Source organism: Paraburkholderia sp. MPAMCS5, assembly GCF_036016995.1.
In the GTDB taxonomy this organism is placed as follows: domain Bacteria; phylum Pseudomonadota; class Gammaproteobacteria; order Burkholderiales; family Burkholderiaceae; genus Paraburkholderia.
The window spans coordinates 59,945-84,711 of the sequence record NZ_JAYXBK010000003.1 but is presented as its reverse complement, the minus strand read 5'-3'; the positions used below and the strand labels follow the sequence as shown (position 1 = coordinate 84,711).

Sequence of the window (24,767 nt, the reverse complement as noted above, 5' to 3'; positions counted from 1 at the left end):
GGCAGGAATGCGGAGTTCCGCTATGTTAACCGATACGCGTCGCGCGCCCGGCCGAACCGGGTGCCGAAGCGCCGCGCCCAGGCGTTCAATTGCCGAACGCGACCTGCCACAGCAGCGCGCCATTGAGCATGATGATGAAAGCCGCCGACAGCCACGCGAGCACGAGCGGCACGCCACGCACGCGCCAGCCGCGCATGAGCTGCGCATCGGATGCATAGCGGATCAGCGGCACCACCGCCAGCGGCAATTGCAGGCTCAGCACGACCTGGCTCGCCACCAGCAACTGATTGGAACCCGCCTGGCCGAACATCGTGACGGCGACGAGCGCCGGCCCGATCGCGAGCGCACGCGTGAGCAGCGCACGCTTCCAGCGCGGCAGGCGCAGTTGCAGAAAACCTTCCATCACCGCCTGACCCGCCAGCGTGCCGGTGACGGTCGCGCTCAGGCCGCAGGCGAGCAGCGCCGCCGCGAACAGAATGCCGGCCCAGCGCGTGCCGACAAGCGGGGCGATCAGGCGATGCGCGTCGGCGAGATCGGTGACATCGCGATGGCCGCTCGCGTAGAACACCGCCGCCGCGACAATCAGCAGCGCCGCGTTGATCACCAAAGCGAACAACAGCGAGCCGAACGTGTCGAGATTGACGACATGCAGCGCGGCCCTGATCTGGGCGTCGCTGCTTTCGGGCGCATGGTGTTTCACGAGGAACGAGTGCAGATAGAGGTTGTGCGGCATCACCGTCGCGCCGACGATGCCCGCCGCCAGCCACAGCATGCCCGCGTTGCGCAACAACTCGACGCTCGGCGCGGTGCCCGCCAGCGCCGCGTGCCAGTCCGGCCGCGCGAGCGCCAGTTCGATCACGAAGCATAGTCCGACGAAGCCGATAAGAAGCGCGATCACCGCTTCGAGCTTGCGGCCGCCGATCTGCTGGAGCGCGAGCAGCGCGAACGTGCAGACCGCCGACATCAGCACGCCGACGGTCAGCGAGACGCCGAGCAGCAATTGCAGCGCGACGGCGCTGCCGACCACCTCCGCGACATCGCAGGCGATGATCGCGACCTCGCTCGTCAGCCACAGAACGATCGTGCGGCGCCGGCTCGAACGCTCGCGGCAGACTTGCGCGAGGTCGCGGCCCGTCACGACGCCGAGCCGCGACGACAGCCATTGCAGCAGCATCGCCATCAGGCTCGACAGCACGACCATGCCGAGCAGCCGGTAGCCGTAGCCTGCGCCCGCGCCGAGCGCGGTCGCCCAGTTGCCCGGATCGATATAGCCGACAGCGATCAGCGCCCCCGCGCCGACGAACGAGAACCAGTGCGCGGGAACCCCTTCCGGCAGGCGTCGGCGGCGGGTGGGGCGCAGAGCGGACGGATTCGTGTTCATGAATGCCTGAGGTGGAGGACTGCCTGTTTTCGCAAGGCGCGTGCCCGCGAGGGCTTGGCGCCGCCATCGGAAGCCGCCGCCTCGCGAGGCCTCTTCTTAAGCTCATTGTCAGCTATTGTGCGCCGTCGAACGACAGCATGCTGGCGCGCGATCCGGGCGCGAGCCGCATGCGATGGCCGCGCGAGACCGTCGGGCATCGACGGCATGGCTGTCGACATGCGCCAACCTCCTGTCGGCAAGCTGACAGCCGCGCGAGCCACGGTTTTTTTTGGGTGGACACATGCCGATAACCCGCTAAAATTGCGCCGCATTTTGCGGCGGCGCGGCTGACGCTGTACCGTTTGCGCGACAATGCGGCAATTTTTTTGGACCGCGCACTAATTAATGGTAGTTTTCGGGTTTTTCAGGGGAGCCGTGAGCGCGGTGTGAGCACTGCATCGCGGCATGCGTGAGGACGGCCGGCCAACCGGTCAGGATCGGAGAACGGAATGAAAAGACGGGTAGTGGGGCAAGTGGCTGCGCTGGTCTTGTGCGCGGCGCCGTGGCTGACGGCTGCAGCGAAGGATACGCAGCTCAACGTGTATAACTGGTCCGATTACATCGCCAAGGACACCATTCCGAACTTCAGCAAGCAGACCGGCATTCAGGTCAAGTACGACAACTACGACAGCGACGACACGCTGCAAGCCAAGCTGCTGACCGGCAACTCCGGCTACGACATCGTGGTGCCGACCAGCAACTACGCCGGCAAGCAGATCGCGGCCGGCATCTTCGCGCCGCTCGACAAATCGAAGCTGCCGAACCTCAAGTACCTCGATCCTTCGCTGATGGCACTTGTGGCCGGCGCCGATCCGGGCAACAAGTACGCGGTGCCCTGGGCCTACGGCACGACCGGTCTCGGCTACAACGTCACGAAAGCCCAGCAGATTCTCGGCAAGAACGTGCCGCTCGATAACTGGGACATTCTCTTCAAGCCGGAAAACATCTCGAAGCTGAAGGCGTGCGGCGTGTCCGTGCTCGATGCGCCGGACCAGATGTTCGCCGCCGCGCTGCATTACATTGGTAAAGATCCGATGAGCACGAACCCGGCCGACTACCGCGCCGCGCTCGCCATGCTGAAAAAGATCCGCCCGTATATCACGCAGTTCAACTCGTCGGGCTATATCAACGACCTGGTCGGCGGCGACGTCTGCTTCGCCTACGGCTGGTCGGGCGACGTCGTGATCGCGAAGCATCGCGCGGTCGAGGCGAAGAAGTCCTACAAGATCGAGTATTACATTCCGAAGGGTGGCGCACCCGTCTGGTTCGACGTGATGGCAATTCCGAAGGACGCGAAGAACAAGGAAGCCGCGCTCGAGTGGATCAACTACATCGAGACGCCGCAAGTGCACGCCGCGATCACGAACGCCGTCTACTATCCGAGCGCGAACGTCGAAGCGCGCAAGTATGTGGACAAGGACGTCGCGAACGATCCGGCGGTGTATCCGTCGCCGGAAGTCATCAAGACGCTGTTCCTGCTCAAGCCGCTGCCGCCGGAAATCCAGCGGCTGCAAACGCGGCTGTGGACCGAGTTCAAGTCCGGCCGCTGATTCGCGGCACAGTGCACGCGTAAGCATCATCAAGAAGCCCTCGGTGTTCACCGGGGGCTTTGTTCGTCAAATGCCAGAGTAGAGCCTTATGATGAGTAGTGAGCAGTCGGGCGCGGCGGGCGCGCCGTCCGCCGGCGCCGCCGTGAACGACGCAGCCGATCATTTCGTGCGGATCGTCGACGTCGTGAAGAAGTTCGGCGACACCGTGGCGGTCAAGGAAGTCAATCTGTCGGTGAAGAAGGGCGAGCTGTTTGCGCTGCTCGGCAGTTCCGGCTGCGGCAAGTCGACCTTGCTGCGCATGCTGGCGGGGCTCGAAAGCGTGACCTCGGGCAAGATCCTGATCGACGGCGAAGATCTCGCGCAACTGCCGCCGTATCGCCGGCCGGTCAACATGATGTTCCAGTCGTACGCGCTCTTTCCGCATATGACGGTCGAGGCGAACGTCGCCTTCGGTCTCAAGCAGGAAGGCGTGGCCAAGGCCGAATTGCAGGAGCGCGTGCACACCGCGCTCGAACTCGTGCAGATGGGCCGTTTCGCGAAGCGCAAGCCGCATCAGCTTTCCGGCGGCCAGCAACAGCGCGTCGCGCTGGCGCGCTCGCTGGTGAAGCGGCCGAAGCTGCTGCTGCTCGACGAGCCGATGTCCGCGCTCGACAAGCAGATTCGCCAGCGCACGCAGATTGAACTCGTCAATATTCTCGACAAGGTCGGCGTGACCTGCATCATGGTCACGCACGATCAGGAAGAAGCCATGACCATGGCGAGCCGTCTCGCGGTGATGAGCGAAGGCGAGATCGTGCAGCTCGGCACGCCGCATGAGGTCTACGAGTATCCGAATAGCCGCTTTTCGGCGGAGTTTATCGGCTCGACCAATCTGTTCGAAGGCCGCACGGTTGAAGACGAGCCCGATCACGTCTTTATCGACACGCCCGATCTCACTTGCCGCCTCTATGTGAGCCACGGCATCACAGGGCCGCTCGGCATGCCGGTGACTATTTCGGTGCGGCCCGAGCGCATCGCGCTCACGCGCAAGCCGCCCGAAGGCGCGTACAACTGGGGCAAGGGCGTCGTCACGAATATCGCGTACATGGGCGGCTATTCGCTGTATCACGTGAAGCTCGACGGCGGCAAGACGGTGATCGCCAACGTGACGAGTCTCGCGCTGACGGAGATCGACACGCCGACCTGGGGCGACGAAGTGTACGTGCGCTGGAGCGCCTCGGCTGGTGTGGTGCTGACGTCATGAAGCGCCCGTCCAGTTCGTTCCTCAGCTGGCCGGTGCGGCGTTTCAGGCTGACCGGCCGCACGGCGGTGGTGGCCGGCCCGTTCACCTGGCTGCTGCTGTTTTTTCTGGTGCCGTTTCTGCTGGTCGTGAAGATCAGTTTTGCCGACTTGCAACTCGGCATTCCGCCGTACACGGAGCTGACCAGCTTCGTAGACGGCGCGCTCAATATCAAGCTCGATCTGGCGCATTACGCGTTTCTCGTCACGGACAGCCTGTATTTCGCAACCTACGTGAATTCCGTGGTGGTCGCCGCGATCTCGACGCTGCTGTGTCTGCTGATCGGTTATCCGATGGCGTATTACATCGCGCGTTCCAATCCGGCTCGGCGCAATCTGCTGATGATGGCCGTCATGCTGCCTTTCTGGACGTCGTTTCTGATTCGCGTGTATGCATGGATCGGCATTCTGAAAAACAACGGGCTCCTGAATAATTTTCTCATGTCGATGGGCCTGATTCATTCGCCGATCGAGCTATATCACACGAATACCGCGGTTTATATCGGCATGGTGTATTCGTATTTGCCGTTCCTCGTGATGCCGCTGTACGCGCATCTCGTGAAAATGGACATGACTTTGCTCGAAGCCGCTTACGACCTCGGCGCGAAGCCGTGGAAGGCGTTCTGGCAGATCACGTTGCCGCTTTCGAAGAACGGCATTATCGCCGGTTGTCTGCTGGTATTTATTCCCGCAGTGGGCGAATACGTGATTCCGGAATTGCTGGGCGGCGCGAATACGCTGATGATCGGCCGCGTGATGTGGAATGAGTTCTTCGACAACGCCGACTGGCCGATGGCTTCGGCTGTGACGTGTGCAATGGTGTTGCTGTTGCTGGTGCCGATGGCGTTTTTCCAGTACGCGCAGGCGAAGGCGATGGAGGAAAGACGCTGATGAAGCCAAACCGGTTTTTGCAGTTCACGGCATTGACGTTGGGCTTTCTGTTTCTGTATGTGCCGATCATCAGTCTGATTGTGTATTCGTTCAACGAATCGCAACTCGTGACGGTATGGACGCGCTTTTCCACGCGCTGGTACGAGGCGTTGCTGCACGACGACGAACTGATTGCGGCGGCGTGGTTGTCGTTGAGAGTGGCGCTGCTGACGGCGTTTGCGTCGGTGATTATCGGCACGTGGGCGGGTTTCGTGCTCGCGCGCATGGGGCGCTTTCGCGGTTTCACGCTGTACACCGGCATGATTAACGCACCGCTGGTGATTCCCGAGGTGATTCAGGGCATTTCGCTGCTGCTCCTCTTTATCGAAATGGCGAAGTGGCTCGGATGGCCTGCGGGGCGCGGCATTTTCACGATCTGGATCGGACACGTGATGCTGTGCATTTCGTACGTGGCGATTATCGTGCAGTCGCGCGTGAAGGAGTTGCATCCTTCGCTGGAGGAAGCGGCGCTGGATCTTGGCGCGACGCCGCTGCGGGTGTTTTTCTGGATCACTTTGCCGCTGATTTCGCAGGCGCTGGTATCGGGGTGGTTGTTGTCGTTTACCTTGTCGATTGACGATCTGGTTTTGTCGGCGTTTTTGTCGGGGCCGGGGTCGACGACTTTGCCGCTCGTTGTTTTCTCGCGGGTTCGGTTGGGGTTGAATCCGGAGATGAACGCGCTGGCGACTTTGTTTATTGCGGTTGTTACTGTCGGGGTTGTGGTGGTGAATTATTTCATGCAGCGGAGTGAGAGGAGGAGGGCCGCCGGGGCGGTGTAAGGGCTGGGGTGTCGTCTGTTCTGTTGTTCTGTTGTTGCTGCTTTTGTTTGCGGTCTATTAGCGTTGCCCCTGTGCGGGGCGGCACTAAGAGACCACTAAGAGACCACTAAGAGATCACTCAGAAATCAAGCGCCAACCAAAAAACCGCCGCCGCGTCCGCCCCCATTCCGATGATCGACTCCATCCTCAGCGTCTCAGGCTGGCAACAGCTCTACCACCTGTGGGAGCTAATCGTCCTGCTCTGCAAATTCCTTTGGGACCTGTTGCGTTTCCTTGGAGGCGGCGGCTAAGCGAGCCACGTTACCTGGCCGACGAGAGATCCGCAGACCCCGTGACATCGGCAGCACGCGCATTCGCGGTATCCGCGCAAAGGAAAGCCCGCAAATCCATCATCACCCGCTCGGGCGCCTCTTCCATTGGAATATGCCCCAAGCCCGGATACATCACCCACCTCGAATCCGGAATCCGCTGCGCGAACTCAGCCGCATGCGTGGTCGGAATCCAGCGATCCTTCGCGCCCCACAACACGAGCGTCGGCACAGTCAGCGTGGTCAGCACGTCCGTATCGAGTTCGGCGAAGTCGAGCGTCGGCACCATCTTGCCGATCGCCGCGCGGGTGCCCTCGCCGTGGAAGAACTCGACGTAGCGCCGCAGCGTCGCCGCGTCGAGCTTGCGCGGATCGCCATACACATTGCGCACCGCGCTCCGGATGATCGCCTCGGGCAGCCAGCGCGGCGAACTCGCGCGCACCAGCGCGCTATTGAAAAGACCGATGTAGATGGGCAGCTTCATCGGAAAACCCGCCGAATCGATCAGCACGAGCCGCTCGACGGCCTCGCGATGACGCACCGCGTAGTCCCACGAAATCAGGCCGCCGAGCGAGTTGCCGATAAACGTCGCGCGCCCAATGCCAAGCGCCTGCACGAAGGTGTCGATGAAACGCCGGTAAGCCGGCAGATTCATCGTTTCGATCTCGCCGCTGCGCGATCGCAACGGCCCCGTCACGCCGAACGGCGGCAGATCTAGGCGAATCACGCGGTACTCGCGCTTGAGTTCGTCGGCGACACGATTCCACGTGTGCAGCGAAGACGCGAAACCGTGAATCATCACGATCACATCGCCGCTGCCTTCGTCGACGTAATGCACGTCCGCGCCCATGATCGTGACGAACTTCGAGCCGCTTTGCGTGTAGCGCCGCCGCAATTCGTCGCGCGGCACACTGGTGATGCCAAGCCATGCGGCGAGCGAGCGCCTCGGCAGCGCGGCCGTCGGCGGGTTGGATGTGCTGGGTTCGATGCTTGCCATATTTTTTGTCTCCCTTTTTCTTCGAATCGGCACTGCTGCGAAGCTGCAATCGACATCAACCTCGGCCTCGCGCGCTACGGCACGAAATGATAATCGCGCGGTTGCACGCGGCGCGTCCGTTTGCGAAAGCTGAACGTGAAGCCGGGCCAGATCGCCGTGACTTTGCCGCTTCGCGTCTGATACCAGCTATGGCAGCCGCTCGTCCACACCGCGTGCAGCATGTCCCGCTGCAAGCGCGCATTGAAGTCGCGCTGCACGTCGGGCCGCAAAGTCATCGTGCGCGAGTTGCGCTGGCGTAACTCGCGCAGGCAGTCGGCGATGTATTGCACTTGCGATTCGATCATGTAGATCATCGAGTTGTGCCCAAGCCCGGTATTCGGGCCGACGATCATGAAGAAGTTCGGAAAGTTGGCGACGCTCGTGCCGAGATAAGCCTCGGGACCGTCGCGCAGCCACAGCGCGCCGAGATCGGCGCCGTCGAGGCCGGTCACGTGAAACGGCGCGGGCACGTCGTTGACCTGGAAGCCGGTGCCGCAAATGATCGCGTCCGCGCGATGATGCCGGCCATCGTGCGTCACGATGCCGTCCGCCATGATTTCGCGGATGCCCGTCGTAATCACGTTCACGTTCGGCTCGACGAGCGCGCGATAATAGTCGCTCGACAGCAGCACGCGCTTGCAGCCGAGGCGATAGTTCGGCGTGAGCTTCGCGCGCAGCGCCGGGTCTTTCACGCGCCGTTCGAGATAGCTGAGGCCGAATTTCATCGGCAACTTCATCAGTTTCGGGTTGACCACGAACGCGATGGCGCGCGATTCGAGCTGCCAGTAAATCGCGCTGCGCACAAAGCGTTGTGTGAACGGCAGATGCTCGAACAGCCAACGCGCACGCGGGCCGATCGGCTTGTCGGGCTTCGGCATGACCCATGGCGCGGTGCGCTGGAACAGATCGAGTTGCGCGACGCGCGGCCTGATGCGGGGCACGAACTGGATCGCGCTCGCGCCGGTGCCGATCACGGCGACGCGTTTGCCGTCGAGCGGATACACGTGGTCCCAGCGCGCCGAATGAAAGAGCTTGCCTTCGAAGGTGTCGAGCCCGGCGATTTCCGGCATGGCCGGACGCGACAGCGGGCCGCTCGCGGCGATCACCACGTCGGCTTCGATCTCTTCACGCGTGCCGTTCACATCCAGTTCGACGCGCCACACGTGACGCGCTTCGTCAAAACGCGCGGCCACCACGCGCGCGTTGCAACGCACGTAACGGTCCACGCCATATTTGCGAGCGCAATGCTTCAGGTAGGCGAGAATTTCGGCCTGGCCGCTGAACGCACGAGACCACGCCGGGTTCGGCTCGAACGAAAACGAATACAGATGCGAGGGCACGTCGCATTCGGCGCCCGGATAGATGTTGTCGCGCCACGTGCCGCCGATATCGGAGGCGGCTTCATACACGGTGAACGAAGCGATGCCCATTTTTATCAGGCGAACAGCCATGCCGATGCCGGAAAAGCCGCTCCCCGCGATGGCAATTCGCGGCGCGGCGGATCGTGTGGATTCGGCGGATGAAGCGGGCGTCACGGCGGTCTCCGGCAAGGGAAATTCGGGCTGCGTCCGGGTTGGCGGCATGAGGCCGTATGCACGGCATGCAGCGAACCTGCTGCCGGGCAGCCGCCCGAACGTTACGCGCAGGGTAGACAACTGTACACTTCGCGTCAAGATCGATTAGAGTACGCCTATTAAACGCGCGTGCCGCGCAGTGATTTAAAGCCGATCCGAACGCCACCTTGAAGGCCATGAAATCCGCATCCGACGAGGCGCCTCGCGCCGAGCCCGACATCGCCGCCGCTCACGAATTGCCGGCGGGTAAGCGCAAACTGATCGAAGCCGCCTTGCGTCTGACCGCGGGCGGGCGCAATTTCGCGAGTCTCGGTTTGCGCGAACTCGCGCGCGAGGCGGGGCTCAATCCGAACACGTTCTACCGTCATTTCGACACGCTCGACGACCTCGCGCGCGAGGCCGTCGAATGGGTCAGCCGCCGTTTGCGGCCGATGTTGCGGCGCGAGCGCTGGCTCGCCGCGCACGACCAGCCGCACAGCGTGCCGCGGCGCGCGTGCGTCGCGTTCTTCACGTTCGCATTGGAGAACCGCGAGGCTTTTCTGAGCGCATTAGCCGAATATCACGGCACGTCGCGGGCGCTGCGCGAGGCGGTGCGCGCGACACTTCACGCGGTCTCGGCGGAAATGGCGGACGACGTCGTGCAGCTCGATCTCATGCCGACACTCGCGCGCGATGTCGTCGATGAAGTGTGCACGCAGATCGTGTTGCAGCTGTTCCATCTTTCAGCCGAATACATCGACGCAGACGCTGCGCGTCGCGATGCGCTGGTGGGCTATGCGGAGCGTTTTATCGTGAGGCTTTTTGCGGGATCGGTGCTGCTCGCGCAACATGACGCGGAGCGGGCGCCTATGTCGAAGCGCGCGTGAATCGTCAAACGTGCAGGCAAAAAAACAGGCTCCGTGATGGAGCCTGTTTTTTTGCTAACGATGCCGCGGATGCCGCGCGTTCGATGCGTCAGGTATCGGACCAGCCGCCGGAATCGTCGTTGCTGCCCATGTCGATGCCGCCGCCACTGTTGTCGTTCCAGTCGTTCGAACCCTGACCGAAGTCGAGGCCGCCGCCATTGTCGCCATTGTCGCCGTTGTTACCGCGACGGCGCGTTTCGTCGTCGACGATCACGTCGCGTTCCACCACGCGCTCGCGTCCCGAGTTCAGCGCTTCACCCAGCAAAACGCCCGTCAACAGACCGCCCATGCCGCCGCCGAAGCCGCCGCCCTGTTGCACGACGACCGGCGGTTGCTGCTGATACGGACCTTGCTGCGGATAGGGCGCTTGCGGCGGATTGCCGAAACGCTCGGCTTCGCGTGCATAGGGCGACTGCACGTTGCCTGCTGCCGCCGCGTTCGGATCGGGCCGCCCATCGGCGCGCGCGCGCAGGCTGCCGATGCGCTGTTCCAGCTCGTCGAGCTGATAAGGGGGCACCGGATTCTTGCCGTTCGACAGCGTTTCGACGAGGCCGCGCAACTGGTCTTCGGTGGCTTCGACTTCCTTTTCCAGCGCTTCGTGGCCTGGCGCGGTGGAGAGTTTCACGTCGAGTTTGAGCGAGCGCACGGTGTTGAGCAGATCGGTGGCGCGCTTCAGTTGCACGCGACGATCGTCGTCGGCACGCGTGTCGTCTTGCGTGCGCGCGCGGCGCAACGTCCAGCGCAGCACGAGCGCAATCACGCCGATCACGATCAGAATGCCGATCCACATGCCGATGCCCGGACCATGGCGTGTGGGCGCTTGCGGCGCGATGGCCGATTGTTGCTGCACGGCCGGCGCATTCTGCTGGGCGAACGGATTTGCCGCGTGGCTGGCCATTTTGCCGCCCGCGTTGCCGCTCTCGTTGCCGCCTGCGTTTGCGGCGCGCTCGGCGTCACGGCGCAGGCGCGACTCGGTTTGCGCGAAACGTGTCGGGTCGGTGAAGCGGATTTGCGGATCGAGCGTCTTCGCCTGCTGGACCTGCGCGAGCGCGTCGCCATAACGGCCTTCGCGGTCGAGCACCTGGCTGTACAGATAATGCGCGCGCGCGTTGTTCGGATGCGCCTGCAACACGTCGGACAAGCCCGCGTCGGCTTGCTGCCAGTTGCCTTGCGACATCGCGGATTCGATCTGTTGAACCGTGGGTACGGCAAACGCCGCCGCCGATACGAACATCAGCGAGACGAATGCGCTCGCGATAAGTTTTTTCATGTGTGGGCCGGGCGCAATGCGCCCGTCTCCTTCAGTCGATTGCGGCTGTCCGGCGGCCAGCCGCCATGCACTGCTCACGCAATTACTGGGCCGGCGTGTCGAGCTGCTTCTTCAATGCGGCCAGACGGTCTTCCACCGACGGGCCGCGGTTCAGATCGGCGAGCTTGTCGTCGAGCGCTTTGCCGCTTTGGACGTCTGCGGAGTTCAGACGCGCGTCCGAACGCGCATTGGACAGGGCGACCTTGTCTTCGAGCTTCTGGAAATCTTCCGACAGGTTCTTTCCGCCGATACCGCCGAGCGCCGTTGCCGCGACGTCTTTCGCTTCGGCAATTTGCTGCTTGGCTTGCAGAATGTTCGAACGCGCGTTCAGGTCGTTGCGGCGGCTGCGCATATCTTCGATCTGGCTCTTCAATTGTGCGACCGACGGCTCCAGCGTGGCGAGTTCCTTCGTCAGCGCGTCGCGTTCGGCTTCGGCGGTGGCTTGCGCGCCGAGCGCTTCACGCGCGAGCGTTTCGTCGCCCGATTGCAGCGCGCGCTTCGCGCCGTCTTCGTACTTTTTCGCCTTGTCGGCGGCAACGTCGCGCTTGCTTTGCTGCGTGGCCACTTGTGCCTGAATCTCGATCAGCGAGTTCTCGGCCTTGCCGATGCTCTCGTCAAGCTCGCGGACGATTTGCCGCGAGTCGCGCGACGGGTCTTGCACGGAATCGGCTGCGTCGTTCAGGAGACCTTTAAGCGTGCGCGAAATGCTGTCAAAAAGCGACATGAAAACCTCCAGAGAATGGTGTCGGCGCTGATATTTCCCGTGCGCTCAACTGCTTTGCCTTGTTACTTTACGCCGCCGCGCGAGAAGCTGCGCAGCGTTCGCACCGGAGGTCGGGGCACGCGCGCCGATTGCAATAGCGCGTGTGCAAATTGTCCTGTGCGTGTGCGCATGCGTCGTGATGCACGAGCAGTGGATAAGGTTCAGCAATGAACAAACACGCGCGACGGGACCATCAGCAGCTCGCGGATATTACACCACGGGCTCTCTTAAAATCGCCTTAAAGGGCGCGATGGGCAAGCCTGCAGTGTGCTGGCGGCGAGTGTCGGCTGGATGAATCGGCGCGCGGTTTGCCTGCGCGCCGGCACATGCGGATGGCGGAGGGAGATCACGCCGCGTATCGCACATGGCGCCTTGGTGCGCGCCACGGGGCGCACGCCGCACGCCGCGCGCTAGGCGAAGTGTCCGCCTTCGGTGCCCAGGTCGCCTTGCGCATCCTCGTCTTCCTGCGCGCGCGCGAGCCGCGGACGCTTCAGCACGCTCCTGATCTGCGTTGGCGTGCTCGCGGGCGCGGGCGTCGCGTTCCCGATCGCGGCAGCGCGCGCGGCGGCGACTCGCGCGACGGCTTCGGCTGTGGCCACGGCGTCTTCATCGACCTCGGTGGTGAGCGCCGCCAGTACATCCGCCGGCAGCAGCGGGGCGGGCGCGGCGGCCGGTTTGGCTTCGCTGCGCGCCTGCCGCGTGTCGCGCGCGACGCGTTGCAGCGCCGCGTCGAGCGCATCCGGCGCGCGGGGCACATTGAGCCGGTCCACGATGCTCGCTGCTTTCACCTGTTCGCTGGTCGCGCCGAAGCTCAGCACCGCGCGGCGCATGAGCTCGCTGACGCTGATGCCGAGCTGGTCGGCGGTGGCGGCAATCGCGCGTTTCTGCGCGGGCGTGACGAATACGACGATGCGTTCGCTGGGTTTTGTCATGATCGGCTCGCATACTTGTTGGCTTTGGCGCTGCACGGCGCGTCTCGGTGCGCGCCTGATTCATCATATGACGAGTTGCGCGGATGCGGAACGTGCGCGTCGTGAAAATCCTGTGACATCAACGAGTTGTCGTGCTTTTTGTGGGCTTGTCCACAGGGCTGTGAACATTTTCTGTTGATAACCCGGCCAACGTGTGCGGGCGCCTTGCAAAACTGCCGGATCTACCCGCCACGCGCCGCGAGACCTTGACGCGAAGGGAATTCTTACAAAAAAACTGCGTTGGGCACTGCTTGATTTCTTTAAAATGCCCTGTTACGTTGCGCCGGACGCCGGTCCGGGCGCGTCGCGCGGCCTGGCCGGGGGCAAAGGGGCGCGCGGCGGTTTGCGCCAGGCGGTTTGCACCCCGCCACGCTCGATCACGATTCATGCGCGCCTGACGCGCGAGAACAAGGCGTTGTGTCACACGAGTCCCGCGTGTCACGCGCCCACTATTCCAGTCATGCCAATCATCAAACGACCGCATTCCTCGCATTCTCCCGCCGGTCAGGACCGGGACTCCAACCAACGCACGCCAGGACGCAACGCCGCTTCGCGCGAGCCCGAGGGCGGCCGCCGCTCGATCGGCGCGACCCTTGCCATCTGGTTCGCGAGCCTTCTCGCGACGATCGCCGTGGTGGGCGCGCTGATCGTCGGCTATGCGCTCGTGGTGATGGGGCCGCAACTGCCTTCGCTCGACGCGTTGACCGACTATCGTCCGAAGGTGCCGTTGCGCGTCTACACGGCCGACCACGTGCTGATCGGCGAATTCGGCGAGGAGCGCCGCAGTCTCGTGCGCTTTCAGGACATTCCCGACCAGATGAAGAAAGCGGTGCTCGCCATCGAAGACTACCGCTTCTACGAGCACGGCGGCGTCGACTTCCTGGGCATTATGCGCGCCGGTTTCGCGGACCTCGCGCACGGCGGCGCGTCGCAGGGCGCGAGCACGATCACCATGCAGGTCGCGCGCAACTTCTTCCTGTCGAGTGAAAAGACGTACACGCGCAAGATCTACGAAATGCTGCTCGCGTACAAGATCGAGCGCGCGCTGACGAAGGACCAGATTCTCGAGCTGTACATGAACCAGATCTATCTGGGCGAGCGCGCATATGGCTTCGCGGCCGCAGCGCGCGTGTACTTCGGCAAGGATCTGAAAGACATCACGCTGGCTGAAGCCGCGATGCTCGCCGGCCTGCCGAAAGCGCCGTCCGCGTATAACCCGGTCGTGAATCCGAAGCGCGCGAAAATCCGTCAGGAATACATTCTGAGGCGCATGCTGGAGCTGCGCTATATCAGCCAGGAGCAGTACGACCAGGCGGTCAAGGAAGAGATCCACACGCGCAATCCCGGCAACGAATACAGCGTGCACGCGGAGTACATCGCCGAAATGGTCCGGCAGATGATGTACGCGCAATACAAGGACGAAACCTATACGCGCGGGCTGAACGTCACCACCACGATCGATTCCGCCGACCAGGACGCCGCCTACCGCGCGGTGCGCAAAGGCGTGATGGATTACGAGCGGCGCCACGGTTATCGCGGGCCGGAAGGTTTCGTGCAATTGCCCGCGCCGGGCGACGAGCGCGACCAGACTATCGACGACGCGCTCACCGATCACCCCGATAACGGCGAAATCATCGCCGCGGTCGTCACGGACGCGAATCCGAAGCAGGTCAAGGCGCAACTGGTGGACGGCACGCAGCTCACCATTACCGGCGACGGCCTGCGCTTCGCGGCCGGCGCGCTGAGCGCGCGCGCCGCGGCCGCCACGAAGATCAAGCCGGGTTCGATCGTGCGCGTGATGAGCGACGACAAGGACAAGTGGCAGATCACCCAGCTTCCTCAAGTGGAGGGCGCGCTGGTCTCGCTCACGCCGCAGGACGGCGCGATTCGCGCGCTGGTGGGTGGCTTCGACTTCAACAAGAACAAGTTCAACCACATCACGCAGGCATGGCGTCAGCCGGGTTCGAGCTTCAAGCCGTTCATCTATTCGGCGGCGCTCGACAAGGGGCTTGGACCGGCCACCATCATCAACGACGCGCCGTTGTATTTCCCGTCGAGCACGCCGGGCGGCGATGCATGGGAACCCAAGGACGACGACCAGCCCGATGGTCCGATGCCGCTGCGTCTCGCGTTGCAGAAGTCGAAGAACCTGGTGTCGATCCGCATTCTGTCGTTCATCGGCACCAAGTATGCGCAGGACTTCGTCACGCAGCGCTTCGGTTTCGACGCCGACAAGACCCCGCCGTATCTGCCGATGGCGCTCGGCGCGGGCCTCGTCACGCCGTTGCAGTCGGCGGGCGCGTATTCGGTGTTCGCGAACGGCGGTTACCGGATCAATCCGTATCTGATCAGCGAAGTGACCAACGCGCGCGGCGAGCCGCTTTCGAAGGCGCAGCCGCTCACGGCGGGCCAGGACGCGCCGCGCACGCTGGAGCCGCGCAACGCGTACATCATGAACAGCCTGCTGCATTCGGTCGCGACGGCCGGCACGGGCGCGGGCACCAACGTATTGCATCGCTCGGATTTGCAGGGCAAGACGGGCACGACGAACGACGCGAAGGACGGCTGGTTCGCCGGCTATCAGCAGTCGCTCGTGGCGGTCGCGTGGATGGGCTACGATCAGCCGAAGACCCTCGGCAGCCGCGAATTCGGCGCGCAACTCGCGTTGCCGATCTGGGTCGAGTACATGCAGCGCGCGTTGCGCGGCGTGCCGCAAAGCGAGCCGGCGCAACCGGACGGCGTGACTTCCGTGGACGGCGAACTGTTCTATACGGACATGACGCCGGGCAACGGTTTCGTCGCGAGCATCGGTCTCGATTCGGCGAATCCGACGGCGGGCGTGAGCGATGCGGTCGGCGGCGTGGGGCCCGCGGGCATGACGCCGCCGGCGGTGCCGCCGCCGAGCGTGTCCTCGAATGAGAAGAAGCAGATCATGGATCTGTTCGAGTCGAACAAGCCTTGATTGGGTGAGGGGCGTGCGGGGCGGGGGCTTCGCACGCGCATTGCGCCGGGCGGGCTCGGCCGCGAACGCAGCGCCCGGTGAATTGTTCGCGCGCTCAAGTACTTACCCGTTATGTCCTGAGGTTATCAACAAGGCTGTCAACACAAACTGTGGACAACCTCAACGAATCCCTACTGACTACCAGCTTTATCTCCCGATCCCTCCAAACCCACCCGCGCACGTCCCTCCAAACCCACCACCCCAACCGGCGGATTCCCCATCGCCTGAAACAGCGCCGCCGTATCCGTGAAACGCGCGCTCGTGTAGCGAATCTCGTCGAGCTGCGCAGTGCGCCATTGCTGCTCGCTCGCGCGCGTCGATGAAACCGGGACGGCGCCGAGGCGATAACGTCCCGAGGTTTCATCGAAAATACCTTGCGCCGAGCGCGCGGCCACATTCGCCGCGTCGAGCGCCTGCGCGTCGTGCTCAAGCGAGGCAAGCGTGTCCGCGACATTCTGGAACGCGGCGAGCACGGTCTGCTTGTATTGCGACACCGTTGCGTCGTAGGTGTCCATTGCCGCGCGGCGCTGCGCGACCAGCGCGCCGCCATGAAAGAGCGGCTGCGACAGCGACGCGCCGATGCTCCAGATCGCGCCCGCGCCGGAGAGCGCGACCGGCCAGCTAAAGCCGCCTTGTCCCATCGACGCGCTCAACGACAGACTCGGATACATCTGCGCAGTCGCCACACCGACGTCGGCGGCCGCGGCTTTGAGCGCGGCGTCGGCGGCCTCGATGTCGGGCCGCGCGCGCAGCAGCTCGCTCGGCACGACGACCGGCACCTGCTCGGGCAAATGCAAGCCCGCGAGATCGAGATCGTCGGGCGCGGCGTCCGGCGTGCGTCCGAGCAGCACGGCCAACGCATGACGTGTGGAGAGCCATTGCTGCTGAAGCCCCGGCAGACTCGCCGACACACTCGCCGCGCTTTGTTGCGCGCTCAACTGATCGGCGTGCGAGACGGCGCCGAGCACATAGCGTCGCTGCGTGTCGCGCGCCTGATCGTTCGCGAGCGTCACGAGCCTTTGCGTCGTGTCGATCTGCGCGCGCAGCGCGGCGCTCGTGATCGCCGCACTCACGATGTTGGCCGCCAGCGCGCGGCGCGCGGCGTCGAGCTGAAACGCCTGCACATTCACGCGCGCGGCCAGCGCGGCGTCGGCGAGACGCGCGGCGCCGAACAGGTCGATCGTGTAATGCGCCTGCAATTGCCCGACAAAGATGTTGTACAGAAACGTATTCGAGCCGACCTCGGGAATCGCGAGCGCGCGGTTGCGCGTGGCCTGGCCGCCCGCGTCGATGGTGGGCAGCATCGAACTGCCGACCTGCGCGCGCAATTGCTCGCGCGCGGCAGCGAGGTTCTTTTCGGTGGCGGCGAGCGTCGGGCTGTTGCGCAGACCTTCGTCGACGAGCGCATCGAGCGCGCCCGAGCGATACAGCTTCCACCATTCGGGCACCGGCTTCGCGCCGACCACGAACTGCTGCGCGACGCCCTGTGCGGGCACCGTTTGCGCGGGTTGCGCGGCGGCGCCATAGTGGACCGGCTGCGGCATCGCCGGCGGCTCGCCGTTCGGTCCGAACGAACACGCGGCCAAGGCGAATGCGCAACCGGCGAGCGCCGCGCCCGACGAGAGCCGCGACGCCGGCCACGCGCGAAAGCGGCGAACAAGCCGGGAATGTGCGAAGTCGATCATGCTCAATTCCCCGTATGCGCGGCGCCGGACGCGGACGGCGCCGCCGGCTCGCGTTCGTCGTTGCGCACTCTGAACGACATGGCGTAGAGCGCCGGCAGATAGAACAAGGTGAGAACGGTCGCGCTCGTGATGCCGCCCATCAACGCGGTGGCCATCGGGCCGAAGAAGTTCGAGCGCAAAAGCGGAATCAGCGCGAGCACGGCGGCCGCGGCGGTCAGCGTGATCGGCCGGAAGCGCCGCACGGTAGCGCCGACGATCGCGTCGAAACGCTGATACCCGGAAGCGATGTCCTGCTCGATCTGATCGACCAGAATCACCGAGTTGCGCATGATGATGCCGAACATCGCGATCACGCCGAGCATCGCGACAAAGCCGAACGGCTGGCCGAACAGCAGCAGCGTGAAGACGACACCGATCAGGCCGAGCGGCGCGGTGAGCACGACCATCAGCACGCGCGCGAAACTCTGCAACTGGATCATCAGCAGGGTCAGCACCGCGATGATCATGATCGGCATCTGCGCATTGATCGACGTCTGTCCCTTGCCGCTTTCCTCGACCGAGCCGCCGATCTCGATCCGGTAGCCGACCGGCAGGCTCGCGCGAATCGGCGCGAGCGCGCGGTCGACGGCATGCGTGACGTCGATGCCTTGCGCGCCCGGCGCGACATCGGACTGCACGGTGATGGTCGGCTGGCGGTCACGCTCCCAGATCACGCCGTATTCGAGATCGTTGCGCAGATGTCCGAGCGTGCCGAGCGGCACGGCGCCATTCGGCGTGGGCATGGCCAGCGTGACGAGTTTCGCCGGGTCCACGCGTTCCGTTTTCGGCGCGCGCAGATCGACGCTGATCAGCTTGTCGCGCTCGCGATATTGCGTGACGGTGTAGCCCGAGAGCGTCATCGCGAGGAAGCTCGAAATGTCGTCCGAACTCACGCCCAGCTCGCGCGCTTTCTGCTGGTCGACTTCGAAGCGCACCGAACGCTCGGCGGGTTCGTCCCAATCGAATTGCACATTGCGCGTGCCATGATCCGCGCGCAATGTTGCCGCGACGCGTTCGGCGATCGAGCGCACGGTGGCGATATCGTCGCCGCTCACGCGAAACTGCACGGGATAGCCGACAGGCGGCCCGTTTTCGAGACGCGACAAACGCGTGCGGATCGCGGGAAAGTTGTTGCGCAACTCGGGTTCGAGCCACTGCGCGAGTTTCTCGCGATCCTTCACGGATTTCGCGGTGATCACGAACTGCGCGAAATTCGGCTGCGTCAATTGCTGATCGAGCGGCAGATAAAAACGCGGCGCGCCGGTGCCGACGAAATCCACGCTGTGGTCGATCTCGGGCCGGCCTACCAGCGCCTTTTCGAGCCGCTTCGCTTCGCGCAACGTGGCCTCGAACGATGCGCCCTCGGGCAGCCGCACGTCGACCAGCAATTCAGGCCGGTCCGAACTCGGGAAGAACTGCTGCGGCACGAGCGTAAAGCCGGCCATCGAGATCAGAAACAGCACGACGGTGATCGCGAGCACGATGAAGCGCCGTTCGATACACCAGCCGATCCAGCCGCGCAGACGCGTGTAGAAGCGCGTGTCGTAAATGTCGTGTTCGTGGTCGTCGGCTTCGTGCGCCGCGCGCTTGCGTTCGGGCAGCAGGTGATAGCCGAGCAGCGGAATCAGCACGACGGCCGCGAGCCACGACGCGATCAGGGCGATCGCCGAGACTTCGAAAATCGAGCGCGTGTATTCGCCCGTGCTCGACTTGGCCAGCGCGATCGGCAGGAAGCCGGACACGGTGACGAGCGTGCCGGTCAGCATCGGAAACGCGGTGCTCGTGTAGGCGAACGCGGCGGCGCGCGTGCGGTTCCAGCCTTGTTCCAGCTTCACCGCCATCATTTCGACGGCGATGATCGCGTCGTCCACCAGCAGGCCGAGCGCGAGCACCAGCGTGCCGAGCGACACCTTGTGCAGTCCGATGTCGAACAGATACATGCACAGCGCGGTGACGGCGAGCACCACCGGGATCGAAATCACCACCACCATGCCGGTGCGCACGCCGAGGGAGACAAGGCTCACCACGAGCACGATCGCGACCGCTTCGGCCACGGCTTCGAGGAAGTCGTCGACGGAACGCGCGACCGCGTGCGGCATGCTCGACACTTCGTTCAGTTGCAGGCCAGCGGGCAGCGCCGCGCGCAAGCGCTGCGTTTCTGTGTCGAGCGCCTTGCCGAGGCGGATCACGTCGCCGCCCGGCTGCATCGTCACGCCAATGCCGAGCACCGCCTTGCCGCCCGCGCGCATCTGCGTGACGACCGGATCGTCGTAGCCGCGTCTGATCGTGGCGATATCGCCGAGCCGCAACGAGCGGCCGTTGATGCGAATGAGGGTGTCGGCGAGCGCGGCGACGTCCTTGAACTGGCCGCTCGGACGCACGAACACGCGATCGTCGGCGGTGGTCAGCGTGCCTGCTTGCGAGACCGCGTTCTGCGCGTTGATGGCCTGGCCGAGCTGCTGCGGCGAGATGCCGAGGCGCGTGAGTTGCGTGTTGGCGATCTCGATGTAGATGTGCTGATCCGGATCGCCGAAATAGTCCACCTTGCCGACGCCCGGCACGCGCAGCAGCACCGTGCGCAACTGGTCCGCGTAGTCGTGGAGCTGCGCGGGCGAAAAGCCGTCGCCTTCGAGGGTGTAGATGTTGGTGTAGACGTCGCCGAATTCGTCGTTGAAAAACGGGCCCTGCACGCCTTGCGGCAAGGTCGCCGCAATATCGCCGACTTTCTTGCGCACCTGATACCAGGTCTCGGGCACGTCCTTCACCGGCGCGGAGTCTTTCATGGAGAAAAACATCAGCGACTCGCCGGGGCGCGAGTAGCTGCGCACGAAGTCGACGGCGGGCGTTTCCTGCAATTTGCGGCCGATGCGGTCCGTCACCTGTTCCTGTACCTCACGCGCGGTCGCGCCGGGCCAGAAGGTGCGGATCACCATCACGCGGAAGGTGAAGGGCGGGTCTTCGGATTGCGCGAGCCGCGTGTAGGCGAGCACGCCGAATGCGGTGGCGAGCGCGATCAGGAAGACGACCAGTGCCTGATGGCGCAACGCCCACGCGGACAGGTTGAAGCGTCCTTCTTCGTGCGCGGTGCTCATGAGGCGAAGTCCTCAGGATGCAGCGGCGCAATCGCGCGGACTTTTTCGCCGGCGCTCACGGTGTGCACGCCTTGCAGCACGACGCGATCGCCGTCCTTCAGGCCCTGGCTCACGACGATCGTGCGCTCGTTATAGCGCGCCACGGTGACGCGGCGCAGTTCCAGCGCATTGTCCGCGGCACGCACGACCCACACGGCGGGCTGCGTGCCGGCGTGAAAGAGCGCGGTGGCCGGCAGCAGGAAGAAGCCGTGCGGGCCTTCGGCGCTTGCCGACGCCGACGCCGACGACAGCGCGACGTCCGCGGTCATGCCGAGGCGCACGTCGGGACCGGGGTGGTCGAGTGTGAGTTTCGCGCGATAGGTGCGGCTTTGCGGATCGGCGGCGGGCGACAGCTCGCGCACGCGAGCCGTGAACGTGCGGCCGGGCAACGCGCCGAGCGTGACGTTCGCCGTCTGTCCGGGCGCGAGGCCGGCGAGCGCGCTTTCCGGGACGTCGCAGACCACGTCGACTTCGCCGCTCCACGCGAGGCTGTAGACGGCTTGTCCCGCCGACACGTTCTGGCCCGTGTCCGCCTGTTCGGCGGTGATCACGCCGGCGTGATCGGCGACGAGCGTGGTGTATTGCAACTGGTCTTTCGATAACGCGGCCTGCTGCGCGGCCTGATCGCGCTGCGCGGCGGCGGACGCATACGCATTCGTGGTCTGTTCGAGCTGAGCGGGCGCGATCAGGTTTTCCTTCGCCTGCGCCTCGTCGCGATCGAGCTGCTGTTTCGCGTACGTGTAGCCGTGCTGCGCGGCGGCGAGCTGCGCCGCCGCGCTGGCGGCATTCTTTTGCGCATCCGCGGGATCGAGCCGGGCGACGATCTGTCCGCTCTTCACGACGTCGCCAAGACGGACGCGCCGTTCGACGATCTTGCCGCCGACGCGAAACGACAGCGGCGTCGAATAACGCGCCTGCACTTCGCCGGGCAGCGACGTGACCGGCGCCGTGTTGCCGTCCGCCTGAACCGCCACGGCGACCACCGGACGCGGCTCGGGCGCCGCTGCCTCATGTTTCGAACACGCGCTCAACGCGATGACGCCTGCGGCAGCAAGCGCGATCACGGCGCGGCGCGCGGGACGAGGGAACTGCTGGCGCATCGCGGACGATGCGGGAAGACCGGGACGCTTCACGATGACCCCAACAGGAAACAGCCAACGGACCCGCCCAGTCGGCAAACGGCAGACGGCGGATCATGCAATTGGCATACAAATCTGACTTCGGATGATGAAACGCATTCTAATACAGGTATGTATCTGAATGTCGAGATGAATCGGGATTCTTTTAGGTGCTAGACTGGCGTCCATGAAACGGCAACGACTTACACGCGAGCAGAGCAAAGACCAGACGCGCCAGCGTCTGCTCGACTCTGCGCAGGCAATTTTTATGAAGAAAGGCTTTGTCGCGGCGAGTGTCGAAGACATCGCCGGGGCGGCGGGCTATACGCGTGGCGCGTTCTATTCGAACTTCCGCAGCAAGAACGAGCTGCTGCTCGAACTACTGCGGCGCGACCACGAAACCATGCAGGCAGGCTTGCGGGCCATTTTCGAAAACGCGGCTTCGCGCGAGGAGATGGAGGCGCGCGTGATGCTTTACTACAGCACGCTGCATCGCGAGAACAAATGTTTTCTGCTGTGGGTGGAGGCGAAGCTGCTCGCCGTGCGGGACGGCCGCTTCAGGCTGCGTTTCAACGCGTTCCTGCATGAGAAGCTCAAGCAGTTGGCCGCCTATATCCGCGAATTTTCGTCGCGAGTCGGCACGCCGCTGCTGCTGGAGCCGGAAATGCTGGCGATGGGCTTGATGGGTTTATGCGACGGCGTGCAGTTCTTCCATACCGTCGATCCGCAGAATGTGCCGAGCGAAGCCGCAGAAGCGGTGCTAGCGGGATTTTTCGCGCGCGTGGTGTTTGGGCGAAGCGCGTGACGGTCGTGCATGACGGACTACGGGCGCGATGCGCATGCCGCGCGCGATGCCTGATACGTGAGCGTCGAGGCGCCGCGCGTGCCGTCAAGGCGTTGGATCAGTTCGTTGCCAGTTGCGCGCAGCTGTCGTCCATGGGGCTCGTGCAGATGAACGCGTAGTCGCCGCTGTGGCGCAACGCTTCTTCGCTCGCGTGCAGCACCACCTTGATATCCGGGCAGCGCTCGTAGGCGATGAACGCCGAGCACGCCGCGGCGCCCCAGCAGACCAGCGAAAACGCGATTTTTTCCAGAAGTTGAAAACGATGTGGCATGACGAGTTGGCGTTGATTTGGCGGTGGACATTTTTCGGACGCTATCTTACCAGAGCCTAAGGGTTTCTACCTACTCCAAATCCGCAATAGTGCTGGAAACAGTGCGGCGCGCGCGTCGGCAAAACTGACGCGATTGTCATGAGCAGGTCAGGGTTGGGACAGGTCGGGTCGATACAATCGATTTGTTGGGCGAATCCCCGCGTGCCTTGCCGCGCGGGTGATACAGGCGGCAGCGCCGCTGCCGGCCCCGCGACGCAGGAGTTGTCCCATGAATCAATTGCAGTCGATGCGCGTGTTCGTGAAAGTGGCGGACCTCGGCAGTTTCGTCGGCGCCGCGGGCGCGCTGGATCTTTCCACCGCGGTCGTCACGCGCCACGTCGCGGACCTCGAAACGCGCCTCGGCACGCGTCTGCTGAATCGCACCACGCGGCGTCTTTCGCTGACGGAATCGGGCTCGACTTATCTGGAGCGCGTGCGCCACATTCTCGACGACCTCGAAGGCGTCGAGCAGATGGTGGCGGCCCGCCATCACGAGCCGGTGGGCACGCTGCGCATCGTCGCGCCGGTGGTGTTCGGATTGCAGAGTCTCGCGCCGGCGGTGCAGTCGTATGCCGCGCGCTATCCCGAGGTGGTGCCCGACGTGACACTAGCCGACCGTCAGGCCGATCTCGTCGACGATGGTTTCGACGTCGGCATTCTGGTGGGGCGTCCGGTGCGCAGCGCGAGCATTGTCACGCGGCGGCTCACCACCTGTCAGTTGACGGTGTGCGCGACGCCGGCCTATCTCGCGCAGCATGGCACGCCGACGCGGCCGGAAGATCTGCCGGGTCATCCGTGCCTGAGCCGGCCGCCGGAGCAGGGCGGCGAAGAACGCATATTCAGCGGCCCAGGCGGCATGGTCCGCGTGCGGACCGCCAACGCGATCGCCGCGAACAACAGCGAAATGCTGCGGCAATTCGCGTTGCTCGGCATGGGCGTCGCGATTTTGCCGAGCTATCTGATCGGCCGCGATCTGGCGACGGGCCGCCTCGTCAAATTACTCGGCGATTACGAGTTGCCGGAGATCGAGATCACGATTGCGTATCCGAGCCGTCTTCACTTGCCCGCGAAGGTCCGCACATTTGTGGATCACCTCGTCGAGCATTTCCAGCCGGACGCCACTGCGCCCGCGCGCGATCCGCGCGTTGCGAAGACGATGCACTCCGTTGCCGGTGCGACGGCGCGGCGCGCGCCGCCGCGCGTGGCCGCGCCCGCTGCGTTGCCCGCGTGATGTGAAGCCGGGCGGGCGGGGCGGGGCGGCGAGATCCGGACGTCGTGGGCTGGCGGGCGCGCGCAGGTTGTGTCGCCGGTATTTCTAGCGCCGCGAGGTTCGACCGGCACCAGCGGCAGCTTGACTTCACATTCGGCGAACGGTTTGTATTGCGTGCCAGGACGTGCCAGATGTCACATGCCGCCGGTTTCGAACGCTTTACGCGCTCAGCCCCGGCCCGTAATTGCCGCCGATCAGGCGCGTGACCGACGCGACGTCCGCGTAATCCTGCTCAGGCAAGCCGTCGAGCATCGACAACACGTCGTTGCTCGCGCCCGCTTCGCGCGCGGCGTCGACCAGGGCGTCCTTGTTGGCCGGAAAATGGACTTCGGCGAGCACGTCGGAAATCTGCAAATCGATGGATTCCCCGGGAATGGACGATGCCGTCATGCGAGCGCTCCTGTTGGTACGGTTGTGATGGATCGATTTTGCCGCGGCCCACGGCGGGCGCGACGGCCATTGAAAGCCCGCCGCCCCGGATTCCGGTTCGCCGGCGTTCGCGCCTGCACGGGCGCTCCCGCTGTCAAGCGAAAGAGTCCACAAGAA

The 24,767-nt window shown here is 64.2% G+C and carries 19 protein-coding genes; 8 read left to right on the top strand and 11 right to left on the bottom strand.

The window, feature by feature from the left end; translation table 11 throughout:
- Positions 1-85: 85 nt before the first annotated feature.
- Positions 86-1,381, bottom strand: coding sequence for an Nramp family divalent metal transporter (locus VOM14_RS07995; RefSeq protein ID WP_327628196.1), 1,296 nt, complete (start codon positions 1,379-1,381; stop codon positions 86-88).
- A 488-nt stretch (positions 1,382-1,869) separates the two neighbouring features.
- On the opposite strand from VOM14_RS07995, the gene VOM14_RS07990 reads away from it, so the two are divergent.
- The 4 genes from VOM14_RS07990 to VOM14_RS07975 all read left to right on the top strand — a co-directional run bounded on the left by VOM14_RS07990 (position 1,870) and on the right by VOM14_RS07975 (position 5,957).
- The gene (locus VOM14_RS07990) at positions 1,870-2,970 is read left to right on the top strand and encodes a polyamine ABC transporter substrate-binding protein (protein WP_327628195.1); all 1,101 of its coding nucleotides are present in this window, start codon (positions 1,870-1,872) and stop codon (positions 2,968-2,970) included.
- 91 nt (positions 2,971-3,061) lie between these two features.
- Positions 3,062-4,213, top strand: coding sequence for an ABC transporter ATP-binding protein (locus VOM14_RS07985; protein ID WP_327628588.1), 1,152 nt, complete (start codon positions 3,062-3,064; stop codon positions 4,211-4,213).
- Positions 4,210-5,139 carry an ABC transporter permease subunit gene (locus VOM14_RS07980; protein WP_327628194.1) on the top strand — a complete coding sequence of 310 codons (930 nt, stop codon included), beginning with the start codon at positions 4,210-4,212 and terminating at the stop codon, positions 5,137-5,139. The genes VOM14_RS07985 and VOM14_RS07980 overlap by 4 nt, the downstream gene beginning before the upstream one ends.
- Complete coding sequence (locus tag VOM14_RS07975; RefSeq protein WP_327628193.1) at positions 5,139-5,957, top strand: ABC transporter permease subunit; 819 nt, start codon at positions 5,139-5,141, stop codon at positions 5,955-5,957. The genes VOM14_RS07980 and VOM14_RS07975 overlap by 1 nt, the downstream gene beginning before the upstream one ends.
- Before the next feature lie 300 nt (positions 5,958-6,257).
- On the opposite strand, the gene VOM14_RS07970 is transcribed toward VOM14_RS07975, so the two are convergent.
- Together VOM14_RS07970 and VOM14_RS07965 are read right to left on the bottom strand one after the other, a co-directional pair.
- Complete coding sequence (locus tag VOM14_RS07970; RefSeq protein WP_327628192.1) at positions 6,258-7,262, bottom strand: alpha/beta fold hydrolase; 1,005 nt, start codon at positions 7,260-7,262, stop codon at positions 6,258-6,260.
- A 74-nt stretch (positions 7,263-7,336) separates the two neighbouring features.
- Complete coding sequence (locus tag VOM14_RS07965) at positions 7,337-8,836, bottom strand: flavin-containing monooxygenase (RefSeq protein ID WP_327628191.1); 1,500 nt, start codon at positions 8,834-8,836, stop codon at positions 7,337-7,339.
- 215 nt (positions 8,837-9,051) lie between these two features.
- Between VOM14_RS07965 and VOM14_RS07960 the strand changes: the two genes are divergently transcribed.
- Entirely contained in the window at positions 9,052-9,741 is a 690-nt protein-coding gene (locus VOM14_RS07960) for a TetR family transcriptional regulator (RefSeq protein WP_327628190.1), read from the top strand.
- Positions 9,742-9,829: 88 nt separating this feature from the next.
- Here VOM14_RS07960 and VOM14_RS07955 read toward each other — a convergent pair whose 3' ends face one another.
- The 3 genes from VOM14_RS07955 to VOM14_RS07945 all read right to left on the bottom strand — a co-directional run bounded on the left by VOM14_RS07955 (position 9,830) and on the right by VOM14_RS07945 (position 12,784).
- Positions 9,830-11,050: a tetratricopeptide repeat protein gene (locus VOM14_RS07955; protein WP_327628189.1), complete on the bottom strand. Its 1,221-nt coding sequence runs from the start codon at positions 11,048-11,050 to the stop codon at positions 9,830-9,832.
- An 82-nt stretch (positions 11,051-11,132) separates the two neighbouring features.
- On the bottom strand, positions 11,133-11,813 hold the full coding sequence (locus tag VOM14_RS07950; protein ID WP_327628188.1) for a PspA/IM30 family protein: 681 nt from the start codon (positions 11,811-11,813) through the stop codon (positions 11,133-11,135).
- A 449-nt stretch (positions 11,814-12,262) separates the two neighbouring features.
- Positions 12,263-12,784: a plasmid mobilization protein gene (locus tag VOM14_RS07945; protein ID WP_327628187.1), complete on the bottom strand. Its 522-nt coding sequence runs from the start codon at positions 12,782-12,784 to the stop codon at positions 12,263-12,265.
- Positions 12,785-13,283: 499 nt separating this feature from the next.
- On the opposite strand from VOM14_RS07945, the gene VOM14_RS07940 reads away from it, so the two are divergent.
- The gene (locus tag VOM14_RS07940) at positions 13,284-15,785 is read left to right on the top strand and encodes a penicillin-binding protein 1A (RefSeq protein ID WP_327628587.1); all 2,502 of its coding nucleotides are present in this window, start codon (positions 13,284-13,286) and stop codon (positions 15,783-15,785) included.
- Between the two features lie 170 nt (positions 15,786-15,955).
- Here VOM14_RS07940 and VOM14_RS07935 read toward each other — a convergent pair whose 3' ends face one another.
- From VOM14_RS07935 to VOM14_RS07925, 3 genes are read right to left on the bottom strand one after another with little or no spacing between them, the layout of a single operon-like run.
- Positions 15,956-17,509, bottom strand: a complete 1,554-nt coding sequence (locus tag VOM14_RS07935; RefSeq protein WP_327628186.1) for an efflux transporter outer membrane subunit — start codon at positions 17,507-17,509, stop codon at positions 15,956-15,958.
- A gap of 2 nt (positions 17,510-17,511) precedes the next feature.
- Positions 17,512-20,640 carry an efflux RND transporter permease subunit gene (locus VOM14_RS07930; RefSeq protein ID WP_327628185.1) on the bottom strand — a complete coding sequence of 1,043 codons (3,129 nt, stop codon included), beginning with the start codon at positions 20,638-20,640 and terminating at the stop codon, positions 17,512-17,514.
- Complete coding sequence (locus VOM14_RS07925) at positions 20,637-21,779, bottom strand: efflux RND transporter periplasmic adaptor subunit (RefSeq protein ID WP_327628586.1); 1,143 nt, start codon at positions 21,777-21,779, stop codon at positions 20,637-20,639. Before VOM14_RS07925 ends, VOM14_RS07930 begins: the two co-directional genes overlap by 4 nt.
- Before the next feature lie 205 nt (positions 21,780-21,984).
- Between VOM14_RS07925 and VOM14_RS07920 the strand changes: the two genes are divergently transcribed.
- A complete protein-coding gene (locus tag VOM14_RS07920; protein ID WP_327628184.1) occupies positions 21,985-22,602 on the top strand; it encodes a TetR/AcrR family transcriptional regulator in 618 nt (205 codons plus the stop codon).
- A gap of 97 nt (positions 22,603-22,699) precedes the next feature.
- Here the strand turns inward: VOM14_RS07920 and VOM14_RS07915 are convergent, their stop codons facing one another.
- Positions 22,700-22,912 carry a hypothetical protein gene (locus VOM14_RS07915; protein WP_327628183.1) on the bottom strand — a complete coding sequence of 71 codons (213 nt, stop codon included), beginning with the start codon at positions 22,910-22,912 and terminating at the stop codon, positions 22,700-22,702.
- A 268-nt stretch (positions 22,913-23,180) separates the two neighbouring features.
- Here VOM14_RS07915 and VOM14_RS07910 point away from each other — a divergent pair, with 268 nt between their 5' ends.
- Positions 23,181-24,182, top strand: coding sequence for a LysR family transcriptional regulator (locus VOM14_RS07910; RefSeq protein ID WP_327628182.1), 1,002 nt, complete (start codon positions 23,181-23,183; stop codon positions 24,180-24,182).
- A 198-nt stretch (positions 24,183-24,380) separates the two neighbouring features.
- Here VOM14_RS07910 and VOM14_RS07905 read toward each other — a convergent pair whose 3' ends face one another.
- Positions 24,381-24,611 carry a DUF2795 domain-containing protein gene (locus tag VOM14_RS07905; RefSeq protein ID WP_327628181.1) on the bottom strand — a complete coding sequence of 77 codons (231 nt, stop codon included), beginning with the start codon at positions 24,609-24,611 and terminating at the stop codon, positions 24,381-24,383.
- Positions 24,612-24,767: the final 156 nt, after the last annotated feature.